A 14,779-nucleotide genomic window follows, 5' to 3' on the forward strand; every position below is an offset into this window, starting at 1 on the left:
GAGTTAAGGGGCGAACAGTCTGCTGGAGCTGCAGCCTGGAGCTGCCCTGTGGCCTCCGGCAGACAGAAAAAAACAAAGGCGCCTTTTCAAAAGGCGCCTTGTCGAGGTGACTAAACCAAATGCGTAACGGCAGGGAGGGAGTTAAGCCCGCGAGGCAGCGGCTTCGCTCTGCACCTGGCCAAAGATGGGTTTGTTCGGCAGATAGTGATTAGACTGGATAAAGCGGATGGTCCGCGTTTTGGCCCGCATCACGATTGAGTGGGTCTCGGCCCGGTTGCCGGGCAGGTAACGGACTCCGCTGAGGATCTCCCCGGGGGTGATGCCGGTTGCCGCAAAGATGACGTCTTCCGTACCCACCATATCCTCCATGGTGAGGATGCGGTGCGGATCGGTCAGCCCCATGGCAATGCAGCGGTTCTCCTCCTCTTGGGAGGACGGGCGCAGCCTGCCCTGCAGCTCGCCGCCAAGGCAGCGCAGCGCCGCGGCCGCAATCACGCCTTCGGGAGCACCGCCGGAGCCCACATACAGGTCGATGCCCGAATCGGCCATCGCCGGCGCCATAGCGCCCGCTACATCGCCATCGCTGAGCAGCTTGATCCGAACGCCGACGCGGCGCAGAATCTCGATCTGCTGACGGTGCCGGTCGCGGTCGAGGATCATGACGGTCAGGTTGCTGAGCGGTTTGCCGAGCAGCTCAGCGGCTTTGGTCAGCGTCGTCTCCAGCGGATCTTCCAGGCTGAGACGGCCTGCGAGTTCAGGTCCCACCGCGAGCTTATCCATATACATATCCGGCGCGTGGAGCAGGTTGCCTTTGCCGGCAATGGCTAGAACGGCGAGGGCATTGTTCAGTCCCTTGGCAACGAGCTCGGTTCCTTCGAGGGGATCCACGGCTACATCAACTTCAGGCCCTGTTCCGTTGCCGACCTGTTCACCTATATAGAGCATGGGGGCCTCGTCCATCTCGCCTTCCCCGATGACGACGGTCCCCCGGATCGAAACCGTATCGAACATAGCCCGCATAGCGGCCGTAGCCGCGCCGTCCGCGCCGATCTTATCCCCTCGTCCCATCCATCCGGCTGCCGATAATGCGGCCAATTCCGTAATGCGTACGAACTCCAGTGCCAGTTCTCTCTCCATTCCGAACTCCACCTTTCGGCCAATATATGGTCTTTTATGTTTAAATAGAGTATAATAAATAAAGTTATAATGCGCAATAAATAATTATTAATTTTATATTAAGTCACACATAATGAGATATATGAGGCGGAAAGCAGGATGTTCTATCAGAAGGTAGCGCTTTTTGGTACAATTGTTACAGGAAGCCGCAAAGGACCGCCGATGCCGCTGAAGATTGTAAGGAGGGACCGGTCATCGAACTGACTGCGCGCCAATTGCAAATTGTGGAGCTTGTGAAAAAACATGCGCCGATTACCGGCGAAGGAATAGCCGAAATGCTCGGATTAAGCCGTCCGACCCTGCGCTCGGACCTGGCTCTGCTTGTCATGCTGGGGCTGGTGGATGCGAAGCCCAAGGTCGGATATACACCAGGCTCGGCCGTATCGGCCGGATCGCAGGCGGGGCGCAAGCTGCTCGGCCTCAAGGTGAGTGAAGTGCAGGCGATGCCTGTGATCGTACGCGAAACCGCTTCGGTGAACGACGCGGTGGTCTCGCTTTTTCTGGAGAATGTGGGGAGCCTGATTGTCGTGGATGAGGACGGGTGCCTGTCGGGGGTCATCTCCCGCAAAGACCTGCTGAAGGTTACGCTGGGCAATCCGGGAGCTTCGACCATGCCGGTATCCATGGCCATGACGCGGGGAGCGAACGTCGTCCATGTATCTCCGGATGACTCGGTAATCGATGCGGCACGCAAAATGATTCACCACCAGGTGGACTCGCTGCCGGTTGTCGTGCCGTCGAAAGCCGATCCGGTCAATGGAAGAACGAGATGGGACGTTGTCGGCCGGATGACGAAGACCATCATGACGCAGATCCTGCTCGACCTCGTAGCGGACCGTTAGGGATAAGTAAAGGAGAAGAAACCGGATGAAGGATGAGCAGCTGTATGAGATCACGATCTGTTCGGATGCCCTGGGGGAAACGGCCGAGGCGGTCGTCAGGGCGACGATGCGCCAATTCGACGCGCACCAGGTCCGGACCAAACGGATCTCCCACATCAAGACGGAGGATGAAATCCGGGCTATCATGGAAGAAGCGGCCAGCCGCGGCGGTTTCGTAGCTTATACGCTCGTTCAGCCGGAGCTGCGCGAGATGATGAAGGAAGAGGCAATCCGGCTTGGCGTACGGGCGGTCGATGTGATGGGGCCGATGATGGAGGCCTTCATCGATACGTGGGGGGACGCGCCGAAACGCAAGCCGGGCCTGCTCCACCAGCTCGACGAAGACTACTTCCGCCGCGTGGAGGCGGTGGAGTTCGCCGTGAAGTGCGATGACGGCCGGGATACGGGAGCCCTGCTGAAGGCGCAGCTGGTGCTGATCGGGGTGTCGCGGACTTCGAAAACGCCGCTGAGTATTTTTTTGGCGCACAAGGGGATTAAGGTCTCGAATCTGCCGCTGGTTCCTGAGGTGAAGCTGCCGAGGGAGCTCTTCCTGCTGCCCAGCTCGCGGATCGTGGGACTGACGATGGATGCGGAGAAATTGTACAAGATCCGCACCGAGCGCCTGAAGGCGGTCGGGCTGCCGTTCGGCTCTAAGTATGCGGAGCTCGACCGGATCCAGGAGGAGCTGCAGTATGCCGAAGGCTTGATGAAGCAGGTCGGTTGCCTGGTGGTGAACGTGACGGACCGGGCGATCGAGGAGACCGCCGGGCTGATTATGGACTACCTGCAGAGGTAAAAGGAGAGGATTTCAAGAGCTTGAGCCGCGGGGTTCAGGCTCTTGGTGTCTTTTATGGGGGCTGGGGACGATGTGCAGCATCTTTTGCGTGCGTCAAGTGATCTCTCCGGTGGAATCCGCCGTATACATTGGTAACAGGAACATTGACGAACATCGTGATCAAGGAGGAGGCGGAGCGATCCGTGAAACCATGGAAAGCATGGCTGGGCAGCGTGCCCTACGGCAAAAGGCTGGTCCAGCTCCACCGGTGGAATGCCTGGCTCGTGACGGTGCTGGCCGTAAGCGGTATCCTGCTCTTCGTCGAGCCGGTGCGGGAGCTGGGGCAGGGAAGAATCTGGCTCAAAGATGCCCATGTCTGGTTGGGCTTCTTGTCCATCGTCGTGATGGTGCTGTATCTGCCCCTCCTGCGCAAGCACTGGCGTCAGCTGGCACAGCGGCCCGCACAGCGCTGGAACCTTGGCGGCGTGCTGTTCCTGCTCGCCGGCTGGAGCTTCACCGGCGTGCTGCTGTGGCAGCTCCGCCGCCTGGACCCGGCATGGGGCAATGCAGCGCTGCTGCTGCACGATGCCTTCACTTGGGTAGGCGTGCCCTATGCCGTCTACCATTCGATCTCGCGCAGCCGCTGGGTGAAGGCGGCGAAGGGAAGGCCGCAGCAGGTGCAGGAGCCGCAGGCAGAGGCGGGGGCTGTAGGCGAAGGCGGGCTGCACGCCGCTTCGGAGAGTGGTGGACAGCGCCTGCTGCGGCAGCTGCAGGAGGCTCCGATCTCGCGGGCGGCGTTTCTGCGGCTGGGCGCAGGCCTGCTGCTGGTGCTGGGCGTCGGGCCGGCCTTTTACCGGTGGGTGAAGCAGTCTGCGGACACCGGAGGGACGGCGCTCGAACGTCTGGCGGAGTCGGACGGCAACCGGATGCTGCCGGAGCCGGTGCCGCTTCCGGCGTCCAGCCCTCCTGCCGGCGGAGGAAGCCAAGGGAACTTCCGCGTGTATACGGTGACGGGAATCCCCTCTTTTACGAGTGAGGATTGGAAGTTCGCCCTGACGGGGCTGGTCGACAAGGAGCAGCTCTGGGATTGGAGCGCCTTCACCGGGCTCAAGCGGACGGTGCAGGTGAGTGACTTTCACTGCATTACGGGATGGTCGGTGTACAAGGTAACCTGGGAAGGCATCCCCCTCCGGGAGCTTCTGGATCTCGCGGGGGTCAAGGACCGGGCGAAGTTCGTGAAGCTGTACTCGGGAGACGGCGTCTACACCAGCGGCCTGTCCCTGGAGCAGGCCCGGATGGACGATGTCATGGTCGCCGTTCTCATGGACGGCAAGCCGATTCCCCAGCAGCTGGGCGGGCCGGTCCGCCTCGTCGTACCGCAGATGTATGCCTATAAATCGGTGAAGTGGCTGCAGGCCATCGAGCTGGTGGAGAAGGAGCATATCGGGTATTGGGAGCTGCGGGGCTATGAACAAAATGCGTGGGTCAAGGGGGGCGGGCTGTCGTAGACAGCACCGCTCCTTTGCTCTATAGTAGAGAAAACTGGAAATCGCGGAAGGAGTTATTGTACCTATGCAGCTTGTTTCATTGAATATTGCGATGCCGGCTGTCGTCACGTATGGGGCTCAATCGGTGGAAACCGGCATTTATAAAGAGGCGGTTAACGGACCGCTGCGGCTTGGACGGGAGCAGCTGGAAGGCGATGGCCAGGGAGACCGGGTCCATCACGGAGGACCGGATAAGGCGATCTGCGTCTATGCCGCCGACCATTATCCGTTATTGGCGCGATCAGCTTGGCAAAGAGCTGCCTTACGGGCGCGTTCGGAGAGAATTTTACGGTTACCGGGTGGACGGAGGATCAGGTTCATATCGGGGATATTTTTGCTGTCGGATCGGCCAAGGTCCAGGTGACGCAGCCCCGGCAGCCCTGCTACAAGCTGGCGGCCAAGCATGAAGTGAAGGATCTCGCCCTGCAGGTGCAGGACACCGGGTATACGGGATATTATTTTCGCGTGATTGAGGAAGGTACGGTGGAAGCGGGGCAGGCGGTTCAGCTTCTCGAGCGGCATCCGCTCGGAATATCGGTCGCCGAGGCGAACCGGCTGCAGTATCGGGATAAGCGGGATTATGAGGGCATCCGCCGTCTGCTGGAGGTCGAAGCGCTGTCGGACAGCTGGCGCGAGAGCTTCGAGAAGCGGCTGGAGGCCGCGCAGGAGGAGCAGGGCTGACTTGGGATTGGGAATCCGGCAGCCTGGAGGGAAAGTATGCAGGTGGCTTGGGGCTAAGTGTGAAGCGCAGGTGTGAGGCATAAGTGTGAAGCACAAGTGAACACAAGCACAGGTGAGAAGACATGTGGTGAACCACGAGTGTTAGAACGCAAGTCCTAATGCAATAGTGAAAGACAGAGGTATGGCAGCAAAGATAAGGTAGTCACAGGTACTAAAGCATGATGAATTTCGTAAGGAAGTGACGGTCTGGACCGGTTTCAGGAAGCCGGAGGGCCATGCATGCAGGGCGATATGCTTGAGAAGCAGAAGGGAGGAATAGGGGAGTGGAAACAGACGTGCAGACAGGGCAGGCAAACGCGGCGGCACCGCTGACCGGCGCCATTCTGGCCGGGGGACAGAACCGGAGGATGGGAGGCCGGAGCAAGGCACTGCTCGCTGTGGAAGGGGAGACCTTCCTGCAGCGGCAGGTGAAGGAAATGTCGGGAGTCTGCAGCGACATTCTGCTCCTGACCCAGAATGCCTCATTGTATGCTGAGGAGCTGGCAGCTCTGAGGGAGGAAGGGATCGCCGTCCGGGTCGTACCGGATCTTGTACCTGCCAGAGGCCCTCTCGGCGGGCTTCAGTCTGCTCTGCATGCGTCTTCTTCCGACCTGCTGTGGGTCGTAGGCTGCGATATGCCGTTCGTCTCCTCCCAGGCGGCCGCCGAGCTGGCGGCCGTCTGCCTTCACACGGATGCCGCGGCGGCAGTTCCCTGCATTGCCGGCCGGATCCATCCCCTCCACGGCGTATACCGGAAGAAAATCCTCCCTTTGGCAGAACGTATGCTCGAGGAGAGCGATTATCGGATGATGGGTGTGCTCCATCTCACATCCTGGGAGCCGGTAGATGAGGTAGTATGGAACAGGCTGGGCATCCGTACGGATTTTGTACGAAATATCAATACGCCGGATGAATACCAGGAGCTGCTTCGGGAACGTTCGTCATTTTAGTGAGATATTTGTCAGGAATCATAACATAAAGTGCCCTCGATACTAGGAATCGGTCACTTTTTGTGACATAATAAGAGGAAAACCAACGCATAAACACAGCGTTCACATACAGGAGGTGAGGGGAATGACACAACTGCTCGTGGACCGCTTCGGCCGTGTGCATGATTATCTTCGGATCTCGGTCACGGACCGGTGCAATCTTCGCTGCGTGTACTGCATGCCGGAAGAAGGAATGGAGTTCGAACCGGATGAGAAGCTGTTGACCTTCGACGAAATTGCATCCGTTGTCCGGGTGCTCGCCGGTTACGGGGTGAGAAAGATCCGTCTGACCGGAGGAGAACCGCTTGTGCGCAAGAACCTGGAGGTCCTTGTCGGTATGCTGTCAGCCATCCCCGGCATCGAAGACATAGCGCTGACAACCAACGGTATCTATTTTGCTTCCCGTGCGGAGAAGCTGCGGGAGGCCGGACTGACCCGGATCAACGTGTCGCTGGATTCGCTGCGGCCGGACCGCTTCTCCCTGATCACCCGCGGGGGAGACCTGAAACGCGTGCTGCAGGGACTGGAAGCCGCTTACCGGGTCGGGCTCGATCCGGTTAAGCTGAATGTCGTGCTGATGAAGGGCATGAATGACGATGAGATCGGGGATTTCCTCGCCATGACCCTGGAGCGGAATATTCACGTCCGTTTCATTGAATATATGCCGATCGGACACGAGGACGAAGGCTGGCGGGCCCGGTACCTGCCGCTGACGACCGTTCTGGAGAGGTGCGCGGAGCGCGGCTGGAAGGTCGATGCCCTCGAGAAGCCGATCTCCGGCAACGGACCGTCCCAGAATTACCGGATCGCCGGTGCTGCGGGAACGTTCGGGCTGATCCATCCGGTGAGCGATCACTTCTGCCAAACGTGCAACCGGCTTCGGCTGACGGCGGACGGCAACATCAAACCGTGCCTGTACTGGTCCGACGAGTTCAACGTGCGCCGGTATATCGGAGATGATGAGGCGCTGGCCGCCATGTTCTTCCGTGCGCTGGACGTCAAGCCGGAAAGCCATGAGATGGCCCAGGCGCTTCTGAAGCAGTCGCAGAGCCATACGCCTACCATACGGCGGATGTCACAGATCGGGGGATAAGCAGCGGTGAACGGACTTCGATTCGGACGCCGGGCGGTCACGCTGGAGGCTGCCCAGGCGATGATCATAGAGCAGGCGAGGGTGTTGGAAACAGAGGAAGCGGAGCTCACCGAAGCGTACGGACGGCGGCTGGCCTGCCCGGTCGCAGCGGCTTCCCCGGTGCCCCACTTCCGCCGTTCCGGCGTGGACGGCTATGCCGTAAGAGCAGAGGACACGGCGGGGGCCGCGGGAGACCGTCCCCTTCGGCTGCAGGTCACTGAGACCATTCCCGCGGGAGCCGTGCCGCAGCAGCGGGTGGAAGCCGGCCAGGCGGCCCGGATCATGACCGGCGCGGTCGTGCCCGAGGGGGCGGACACGGTCATCATGCTCGAGATGACCGACGCCATGGAAGGGGCGCGGGCATGCGGTACGGTAGCCCTGCACCGGGCAATGAAACGCGGCGAGAATATTACCGAGATCGGGGAGGAAACCGCTCCCGGAGAGCCGCTGCTCGAAACGGGACGCGTCATCGGGCCCGGAGAGGCCGCCATCCTGGCTACCTTCGGCTGGAGCCGGGTGCCGGTGTTCCGCAGACCGAACGTGGCGGTATTCTCGACCGGCTCGGAGCTGCTTCCTGTGGAAGCGGAGCTGGAGCCCGGACGAATCCGATGCAGCAATTCGTACATGCTGGCCTGCCAGGTACAGGAAGCCGGAGGCACGGCCCGCATCCATGTCCATCCTGCCGGATGACGCCGCTCAGGTGGAAGCGGAGCTGCTGAAGGCCATAGAATGGGCGGATGTGGTGGTGACGACCGGCGGGGTCTCCGTAGGGGACAAGGATGTGCTTGTAGAGCTCTTCGAGCGGTGGGACGGGGAGCTGTGGTTTAACAAAATCGCCATGCGGCCCGGCAGTCCCACTTCCGCCGGCAGATGGCGGGGCAAGCCGCTGTTTGCACTGTCCGGGAATCCCGGAGCCTGCTATGTAGGCTTCGAACTGCTCGTAAGGCCGTACCTGAGGGCAGTCATGGGAGCCGCCTCGCCGCTGCCTGCCGAGAGCACAGCGCAGCTGGGGTGCACCTACGGCAAAGGCTCGGCCTACCCCCGCTATGTCCGGGGAACAACCTATGTGGAGGACGGCCTGCTGCAGGCGGTTCCCGCAGGACATGACAAGTCCAGTATTATGGTGTCCATCAAGGATGCCGACTGCCTGATCCATCTTCCGGCCGGCGGACGCGGCACGGAAAAGGGGACCCAGGTGCGGATTCTTCATATCGGCAGGGGAACCGGTTGACGGGTTCTCTGCCGCAGCATGCCAAAAACCCCCGGGGACGCTTACGCGTTCCGGGGGTTTTTGAGTGCGGCATGGTCCCTGCCGCGCAGCTCCGAAAGCCGCCGCGGCAGGATCAGCCTATGCAATTAGATTACCAGTGCACGGGAAACGATTACGAGCAGGATAAAGAGAACCAGAATAACGCCCGTCGTAGTGTAGTATCCGCCAACAGCGCTCATGTGACATCCCCCTTTCAGAAGACTTGATATAACATATGTCTCCCTTGCTCCTGCTGATTGGACGTCAGCCCGGTTTCAGGCAAGAAAAAACACCTGTATTCCCGGAGGAAACAGGTGCAGGCATGAATCGGGATTCCCGTATGGGCGCTTAGTAAGTGGAGCCGCCGAAGAGGAAGCGCTTCTCCCACTGGGAGCCCGCGACCGTATCGATACGGACTCCGCCGGATTCAACCGAGTACGTGTGCAGCACACGGCCGTCTCCGAGGTAGATACCGACGTGGGTGATCGTCTCGGTGGACTTGTCGATACCTTCATAGCTCGATGCGCTCGAGCCTTTGTAGGACATGAAGAACATGAGATCGCCGGCCTTCAGCTGTCTCCATTCGCCCGAGGTTTTGCCGATCGATTTCACATATGCTCCCTGGCTGCGGGAATCGCCCGGCAGCAGCTGGCCCGTTCCGTCGAGGAAGCTCTGACGGACAAAATCGGAGCAGTCGAACGTCGACAGGTCGTAGCGGCTCGAGCCGAACTCGTACGGCACGCCGATATATTTCATGCCGGCATCGATCACTTGCTGTGCCGCCACCGAAGGGCTGAGGAGCTTGTACGGTTCAACGAATGTCGTGCTGATATACTGGGAGCTCGTGCTCACATAGCCGATGACTCCATACTGGTCCTGAACGTTGTACCAGTAGCTGTTCACTTTGTTCAGGACGAGCAGCTTCTCGCCTTTGGCCAGATAGCGGATCCGCGAAGAGTCGGTGGAAGGTCCGCTGCGGAACGATACGGAAGCCAGGGCGGTTGCATTCGGCTCCGATTGGAACAAAGCTTCAACCGGCTCGGCTTCGATTACCTCTTCGGCCGCTCCGGCGAAGGTCGTCGTAATGTACTGTGAAGAAGAGCTGACGTAGCCTTCGACCCCGCTCGCATCCTGTACTTTGTACCAGTAATCATTGGTTCGTTCAAGGACGAGGACCTTCTCGCCTTCCTGGAAATAGCGGATCCGGGCGTCGTTCGTGGAAGGGCCTGTCCGGAAGGAAACGGAAGCGGTGATCTCGCCGTTCGGCTCCGTGTCGACCTGCACCGTAGTCATCCGCACGTACGTGGAGGAAGAGGATACGTAGCCTACTTGCCCGGACGCATCCTTGACCTGCAGCCAGTAGCTGTTGTAGACGCTGACGAGGTCCAGCAGCTCGCCGGCTTTCAGATAGCGGATGCGCTCACCGGAGGTGGAAGGCTGGGTGCGGAAGCTGACGCTGGAGACGACTTTGACTTTGGATACTTCATAAGAGAAAGCAAGGGCTTGATAAGGGATCGATGAGAAAGCCACGGCGGCGCCGAGTACGATGGCGAGCAGCTGTTTTTTCATGATGCAGGACTCCTCCGTTGTCGATAGATTCCTCCGGTTATGTAAGAGGATTGCTTGTTATTATGAATTGATCATAGCACAGAGAAAACGACAAACGCATCGGGAAAAGCTGTCATAAAAATGCTGGAAAACGAGGGGGCTGTAGGCTGTTCGGCACACTCGTCGGCTGGGGATCACCGATATTTTAGAGCATCTGGAATCATTATCTTGGGATATTGCGCTTGAGGGACATGTAAGTTCTACCAAACGCGAGCGGTCCGAAGGCAAAGATCGTGCCGGAGTCACGGACCGAAGAAAGCAGGAGCGGGATAAAATCAGCCGGGGGATCGGCCTATTGGAAAAGCAAGAAAAGGTTGGACAGGGGATCGGGCAGTTATAACGGCGTCAAGGAACGATTAGGGCCTTGAGGCCTGGATGGGGCATCCGTAAGTCCTGTCCCTATGGCAGAGGGGCAATGGCTTAGGAGAGATGCAAGGAACCCATGGGGAAAAGCGGGAAGTCACAAGTAACCCCACAGGTAAAGGGCGGGATAGGCCCGCAGGGAAACAATAGGAAAAAGAGCGGAGGCCCGCTCTTCGAGTAAAGCTATCTAATGGGCTGCAGCGCTTAATGGCTGTGCGCCGGGGAGGAGGTCATGGACATCGCCTTGGTCAGCGTGATGGACCAATCACTCTCATTCCACTTCACATCCCAGCCGAGGAGTTCCGTGATGAAACGCAGAGGCACCTGGGTCCGGCCGTCTTTCATCATGACCGGGGAGCCGATCGCTTGGGGCTCGCCGTTCAGCTCCATGTAATCCTTGTCAATCCAGAAGGTGGCCGTATTGCCGCCCGTCATCACCCGGATCGTGCGGGCAGCTTCCTCCCACTTCACTTCGGCGCCGATGGCCTCAGCGAGGTAGCGCAGGGGGATATAGGTGTGGGTGCCGGACATGTACGGAGCGGTATCCATCACCACGGTCTTGTCGTCAATCATGAGCTCGCTGCCGCCGATCTTCATCCATACCTTCGGGGAGGCCGCCATCCCGGCGTCATGGAATTTCTCATTGAACTGGGTTACAATGGCACCAGATAAGGAATCGCCCGTCATGTACATGTGGGAGTAAGCGGTGCGCAGGCTGCTGTAAGCGCTCGCGTAGTCTTTGGCCGCGTAGGAATCGAATGCTTTTTGCAGGTGTCCTACATGATTATCAAGCTCTTTGGCAAGGGAATCCTTGCTCAGGTTCGGGTTGGCTCCCGCGAGGAAAGCGGCGAATTCACCGGCATATTCGGTCAGCTCGTCGATAGCTTCTTTGCGTCCCGCTTCGTCCATCTTGGCTGCCGCTGTCACATAGTCTACGAAGAAGCCGATATGCTTCTTCCAGAGGACCCGGAACTGATCGCCGGCTTCTTTGCCGTACACGGAACCGATCGCGTCCGACAGCTCGTCGCTGTTCTGATCAAGCGCCGCAGCGGCTGCCGCAAAGTCCGGAGCGCCGTCCAGGCCCTTCTGCATGGTGAGTGCGGCCAGGAAGCCGTGTTCGGCCAGGAGGCGGTCTACGGCGATACGCAGGTCGGAAGCTTTCTGCGAAGTTCCGCTCCAGTTGAACTGGTCAGGATACTGCTTGGCGATGCCCGAGGCCAGGTAATCCCCGGTCATGAACATGTGGCCGTAAGCTTCACGCACGGAAGCGTAGGCGGCGGTGTAATCTTTGGCATTGTATTTGTCAAAGGCAGTGATCAGCGTGCTGACGTGGCCCTTGAGCGATGCGACGATGTCGGCCTGCTTGAAGTTCGGGTTAGCCGACTCGAGGAAAGCGCCGAACTCGCCGGCGTACTCCACAAGCTCATCGACCGCGGTTTTGCGGCCCGCTTCGTCGTTCGCCGCGGTGGCTTTGACATAGTCGACGAAGAACGGAATGTGCTTTTTCCAGAGGACGCGGAACTGATCGCCCGCCTCCTTGCCGTACACGGAGCCGATCGCATCGGAGAGCTCGTCGCTGTTCTTGTCGAGGGCGGCGGCAGCATCGTTGAAGTCGGCGGCGCCGTCGATTCCTTTTTGCATGGCGAGGATCGCAAGCAGGGCATGTTCACCAAGCAGACGATCCACAGTGGCCCGCAGGTCGGAAGCCGGGCTGTTCACGCTCAGCGTATGGGCGCTGGCGACATTCGTTATATATGGAAGGGAAGCCGCAGCAACCGGAAGCGTCAGGGCAAGGCTCAGGGCGAGCGGAAGCACTTTTGCGGACAAGGTTTTCATGGGATCAACACTCCTTGGAAGTTTATGATAGGCTTATCGTTATGGTTAGGATGAATAGGTAAGCTGGCCAGCTCCCATTGTTGTGCTTCTCAGTGAGTGTAACGAGGGGGATGGGAATTTGGATCACACTTTGCCAAATCAATTGGGGGGCACGTCATCCGAAGCGGAGGATTGTGCGATTTACATAGCAGGGGGAGCAGGGAGAAAGGGGGGCCTTCATGTACGGAACTTTAACCGATCAGGAGCTGATCGAGCGCATAACGGCCAGGGATGAAGAAGCGCTGACGATGCTGTATGACCGATATGAGAAGGCTGTATACGCGTTTGCCTACCGGATGGTTCAGGATCCGATGATGGCCGAGGAGGTCGTGCAGGAGCTGTTCCTGCGCATCTGGAATGCGGCAGCGAGATATGACAGCGGCCAAGGGAAGCTGACGACGTGGATGTTCACGCTGACCCGCAATATTACCATCGATGCCCTGCGCAAAAAACGGCGGCGAAGCCCGCAGCAGCCGGCGGAGCCGGAGGCGCTCGCTTTCGTGGCGGATGACCGTGCCGATACCGAAGGCGAAGTGGAGAGCCGGTGGGTCGGGGAGGAAATCCAGGCCGCGCTGCAGGTGCTGAACCAGGACCAGAAGCAGGTGCTGGAGTGGATCTATTACCAAGGCTACACGCAGCAGGAAGTGTCGGAACGCTACGCGATCCCGCTGGGCACGGTCAAAAGCCGGGTCCGGCTGGCGCTGAAGCAGCTTCAGCAGCGGCTGTCGCATATAGGAAGGAGGGAGATCGGCCATGACTAACCACCAGGAAGAAGCATGCTGCGAAGGGGTCGAGCTCTACGTATTGGATGCCCTGACGCCGGAGGCGGCAAAGATGGAGAAGATGGTGCAGCTCCAGCCGGCGGCGGAGCAGCTGGTGTCCAAGGGTCTCGCCTCGATCGTCATCGACGATAAGGGCACCCATCTCATCGTGACGGCGGAGAACCTGCCGGCGGTGCAGAAGGAGCAGGCCTTCCAGGTCTGGCTGATCAAAGGGGAGCAGAAGGTCAATGCCGGCACGTTCTATCCGCATGACGGCAAGGGCTCCATCTCCTACACCTTCCAGCCGCAGGATTATGACATGGTTGCCATTACACTGGAGCCGGACGCGCACGGGGAGCAGCCCCGGGGCGCGATGGTGATGATGGCCGGGCTCAAGAGCTAGGCGGCTGCCGAAGCCGCAGGAAGCGCCGGAGTTTCCCCGCTGCGGGAGCTCCGGCTCACTACCCTTGGGAAAGGATGATAACCATGAGCGGGAACATAAACATACGACGCATGGGAAGAGAAGATTGGAACGAGAGTCTGGATCTCTCGTCGTTCGCTTTTCAATATCCGTTGACACCGGAGGAGCGCGAGGAGCGCCTGGCCCAGATGGTGCCGGAAGAGCAGTGGGGCGCTTACGTGGAAGATAAGCTGGCGGCGCGGATGACGGTGCTGAACCTGGAAACCTGGATTCAGGGCAAGGTGTATGCCATGGGCGGCATTGCCGGTGTGGCGACCTGGCCGGAATACCGCAGGGGCGGCCTTGTGTCCAAGCTGCTGTGCAACGCGCTCTCCGTCATGAGGGAGCAGGGGCAGACGGTATCCTTCCTGCACCCGTTCCAATTCGCCTTCTACCGCCGCTACGGCTGGGAAACTTATGCGGAGTACAAACAGTATGAGATCGCCGTGGGGCAGCTGCCCAGGTTTGAGCCGCAGGGGGGGAGAGTCGTACGGGGAGAGCCCGACATCGCTCTGCTCGACAGCCTGTACGAGACCTATGCCCAGTGTTATAACGGGATGCTGAAGAGAACGGAATCCTGGTGGAAGAACCGGATTCTGGAGCGCAAAAAAGGAACGACCGCCGTGTACTACGGGGCGGACGGCGAGGCGGCGGGGTACGTGCATTACCAGGTGAAGGACCGTGTCTGTACGGTACATGAGCTTGTGCACCTGAAACGGGAGGCCCGCCTGGCCTTGTGGAGGTTCCTGGCGGACCATGATTCCATGATCGACAAGCTGGTGATCCGGGTGCCGAATGATGACCGGCTGCCGTTCCTGCTGGACGATCCGCGGATCAAGCAGGAAACCATCCCTTATTTCATGGCGAGAATTGTGGATGTGAAGTCCTTTATCGAGAAATACCCGTTCGTCTCCGGGGCGGAAGCGGCCTTCCTGCTGGAGATTCAGGATGAGCATGCCGATTGGAACAACGGGGTATTCACGGTCACCGTGGATGAATCCGGCACAGCCCGTGTAGCCGCAGAACCGCTTCAGGTGAGCGATCTGCCGAGCGTATCCTGCAGCATCCAAACCTTGACCGCACTGCTCACCGGATATCAGCGTCCGTCGTTCCTCCAGGATATCGGGCGGCTGCAGGGTACGCTGCAGGGACTGGGGATGCTGGAGCGGCTCGTTCCTGCACGGACAACCTATCTGGCGGACTTTTTCTAGATCAGTTGATCCCATCGAAAGACTCCGATTCG

Annotated in this window: 14 protein-coding genes and 1 pseudogene; 11 read left to right on the forward strand and 4 right to left on the reverse strand. The window is 59.4% G+C overall.

Features of this window, described 5'->3' with window-relative positions; all coding sequences use genetic code 11:
- Positions 1-141 precede the first annotated feature (141 nt).
- A complete protein-coding gene (gene glpX / locus PM3016_RS04890; protein WP_013917221.1) occupies positions 142-1,137 on the reverse strand; it encodes a class II fructose-bisphosphatase in 996 nt (331 codons plus the stop codon).
- A gap of 254 nt (positions 1,138-1,391) precedes the next feature.
- On the opposite strand from glpX, the gene PM3016_RS04895 reads away from it, so the two are divergent.
- The 8 genes and pseudogenes from PM3016_RS04895 (at position 1,392) to PM3016_RS39360 (ending at position 8,451) form a co-directional block, all read left to right on the forward strand.
- Positions 1,392-2,018 (forward strand): helix-turn-helix transcriptional regulator, encoded by a 627-nt coding sequence (locus tag PM3016_RS04895; RefSeq protein ID WP_041619030.1) that lies wholly within the window; start codon positions 1,392-1,394, stop codon positions 2,016-2,018.
- Positions 2,019-2,043: 25 nt separating this feature from the next.
- The gene (locus tag PM3016_RS04900) at positions 2,044-2,853 is read left to right on the forward strand and encodes a pyruvate, water dikinase regulatory protein (RefSeq protein WP_013917223.1); all 810 of its coding nucleotides are present in this window, start codon (positions 2,044-2,046) and stop codon (positions 2,851-2,853) included.
- A gap of 143 nt (positions 2,854-2,996) precedes the next feature.
- Positions 2,997-4,340 carry a molybdopterin-dependent oxidoreductase gene (locus PM3016_RS04905; protein ID WP_041619031.1) on the forward strand — a complete coding sequence of 448 codons (1,344 nt, stop codon included), beginning with the start codon at positions 2,997-2,999 and terminating at the stop codon, positions 4,338-4,340.
- A gap of 64 nt (positions 4,341-4,404) precedes the next feature.
- Positions 4,405-5,060 (forward strand): annotated as a pseudogene (locus PM3016_RS04910) (MOSC domain-containing protein).
- 323 nt (positions 5,061-5,383) lie between these two features.
- Positions 5,384-6,049 (forward strand): molybdenum cofactor guanylyltransferase, encoded by a 666-nt coding sequence (gene mobA / locus PM3016_RS04915; RefSeq protein WP_014368623.1) that lies wholly within the window; start codon positions 5,384-5,386, stop codon positions 6,047-6,049.
- A gap of 124 nt (positions 6,050-6,173) precedes the next feature.
- Entirely contained in the window at positions 6,174-7,181 is a 1,008-nt protein-coding gene (moaA, locus tag PM3016_RS04920) for a GTP 3',8-cyclase MoaA (protein WP_013917227.1), read from the forward strand.
- Between the two features lie 6 nt (positions 7,182-7,187).
- Entirely contained in the window at positions 7,188-7,910 is a 723-nt protein-coding gene (locus PM3016_RS39355; protein WP_238540444.1) for a molybdopterin molybdotransferase MoeA, read from the forward strand.
- Positions 7,891-8,451: a molybdopterin-binding protein gene (locus tag PM3016_RS39360; protein ID WP_238540445.1), complete on the forward strand. Its 561-nt coding sequence runs from the start codon at positions 7,891-7,893 to the stop codon at positions 8,449-8,451. Before PM3016_RS39355 ends, PM3016_RS39360 begins: the two co-directional genes overlap by 20 nt.
- A 125-nt stretch (positions 8,452-8,576) precedes the next feature.
- Here PM3016_RS39360 and PM3016_RS37020 read toward each other — a convergent pair whose 3' ends face one another.
- The 3 genes from PM3016_RS37020 to PM3016_RS04935 form a co-directional block, all read right to left on the reverse strand.
- Positions 8,577-8,669, reverse strand: coding sequence for a sporulation protein YjcZ (locus PM3016_RS37020; protein ID WP_014368624.1), 93 nt, complete (start codon positions 8,667-8,669; stop codon positions 8,577-8,579).
- 148 nt (positions 8,670-8,817) lie between these two features.
- A complete protein-coding gene (locus tag PM3016_RS04930; protein ID WP_013917229.1) occupies positions 8,818-10,038 on the reverse strand; it encodes a C40 family peptidase in 1,221 nt (406 codons plus the stop codon).
- Between the two features lie 606 nt (positions 10,039-10,644).
- Positions 10,645-12,276 (reverse strand): copper amine oxidase N-terminal domain-containing protein, encoded by a 1,632-nt coding sequence (locus tag PM3016_RS04935; RefSeq protein WP_013917230.1) that lies wholly within the window; start codon positions 12,274-12,276, stop codon positions 10,645-10,647.
- Positions 12,277-12,494: 218 nt separating this feature from the next.
- On the opposite strand from PM3016_RS04935, the gene PM3016_RS04940 reads away from it, so the two are divergent.
- The 3 genes from PM3016_RS04940 to PM3016_RS04950 all read left to right on the forward strand — a co-directional run bounded on the left by PM3016_RS04940 (position 12,495) and on the right by PM3016_RS04950 (position 14,747).
- Positions 12,495-13,076, forward strand: a complete 582-nt coding sequence (locus PM3016_RS04940; protein ID WP_013917231.1) for an RNA polymerase sigma factor — start codon at positions 12,495-12,497, stop codon at positions 13,074-13,076.
- Complete coding sequence (locus PM3016_RS04945) at positions 13,069-13,479, forward strand: anti-sigma factor (RefSeq protein ID WP_014368625.1); 411 nt, start codon at positions 13,069-13,071, stop codon at positions 13,477-13,479. Before PM3016_RS04940 ends, PM3016_RS04945 begins: the two co-directional genes overlap by 8 nt.
- 83 nt (positions 13,480-13,562) lie before the next feature.
- Complete coding sequence (locus PM3016_RS04950) at positions 13,563-14,747, forward strand: GNAT family N-acetyltransferase (RefSeq protein ID WP_014368626.1); 1,185 nt, start codon at positions 13,563-13,565, stop codon at positions 14,745-14,747.
- Positions 14,748-14,779 lie beyond the last annotated feature (32 nt).

It is taken from the genome of Paenibacillus mucilaginosus 3016 (assembly GCF_000250655.1).
Classification (GTDB): Bacteria; Bacillota; Bacilli; order Paenibacillales; family NBRC-103111; genus Paenibacillus_G; species Paenibacillus_G mucilaginosus.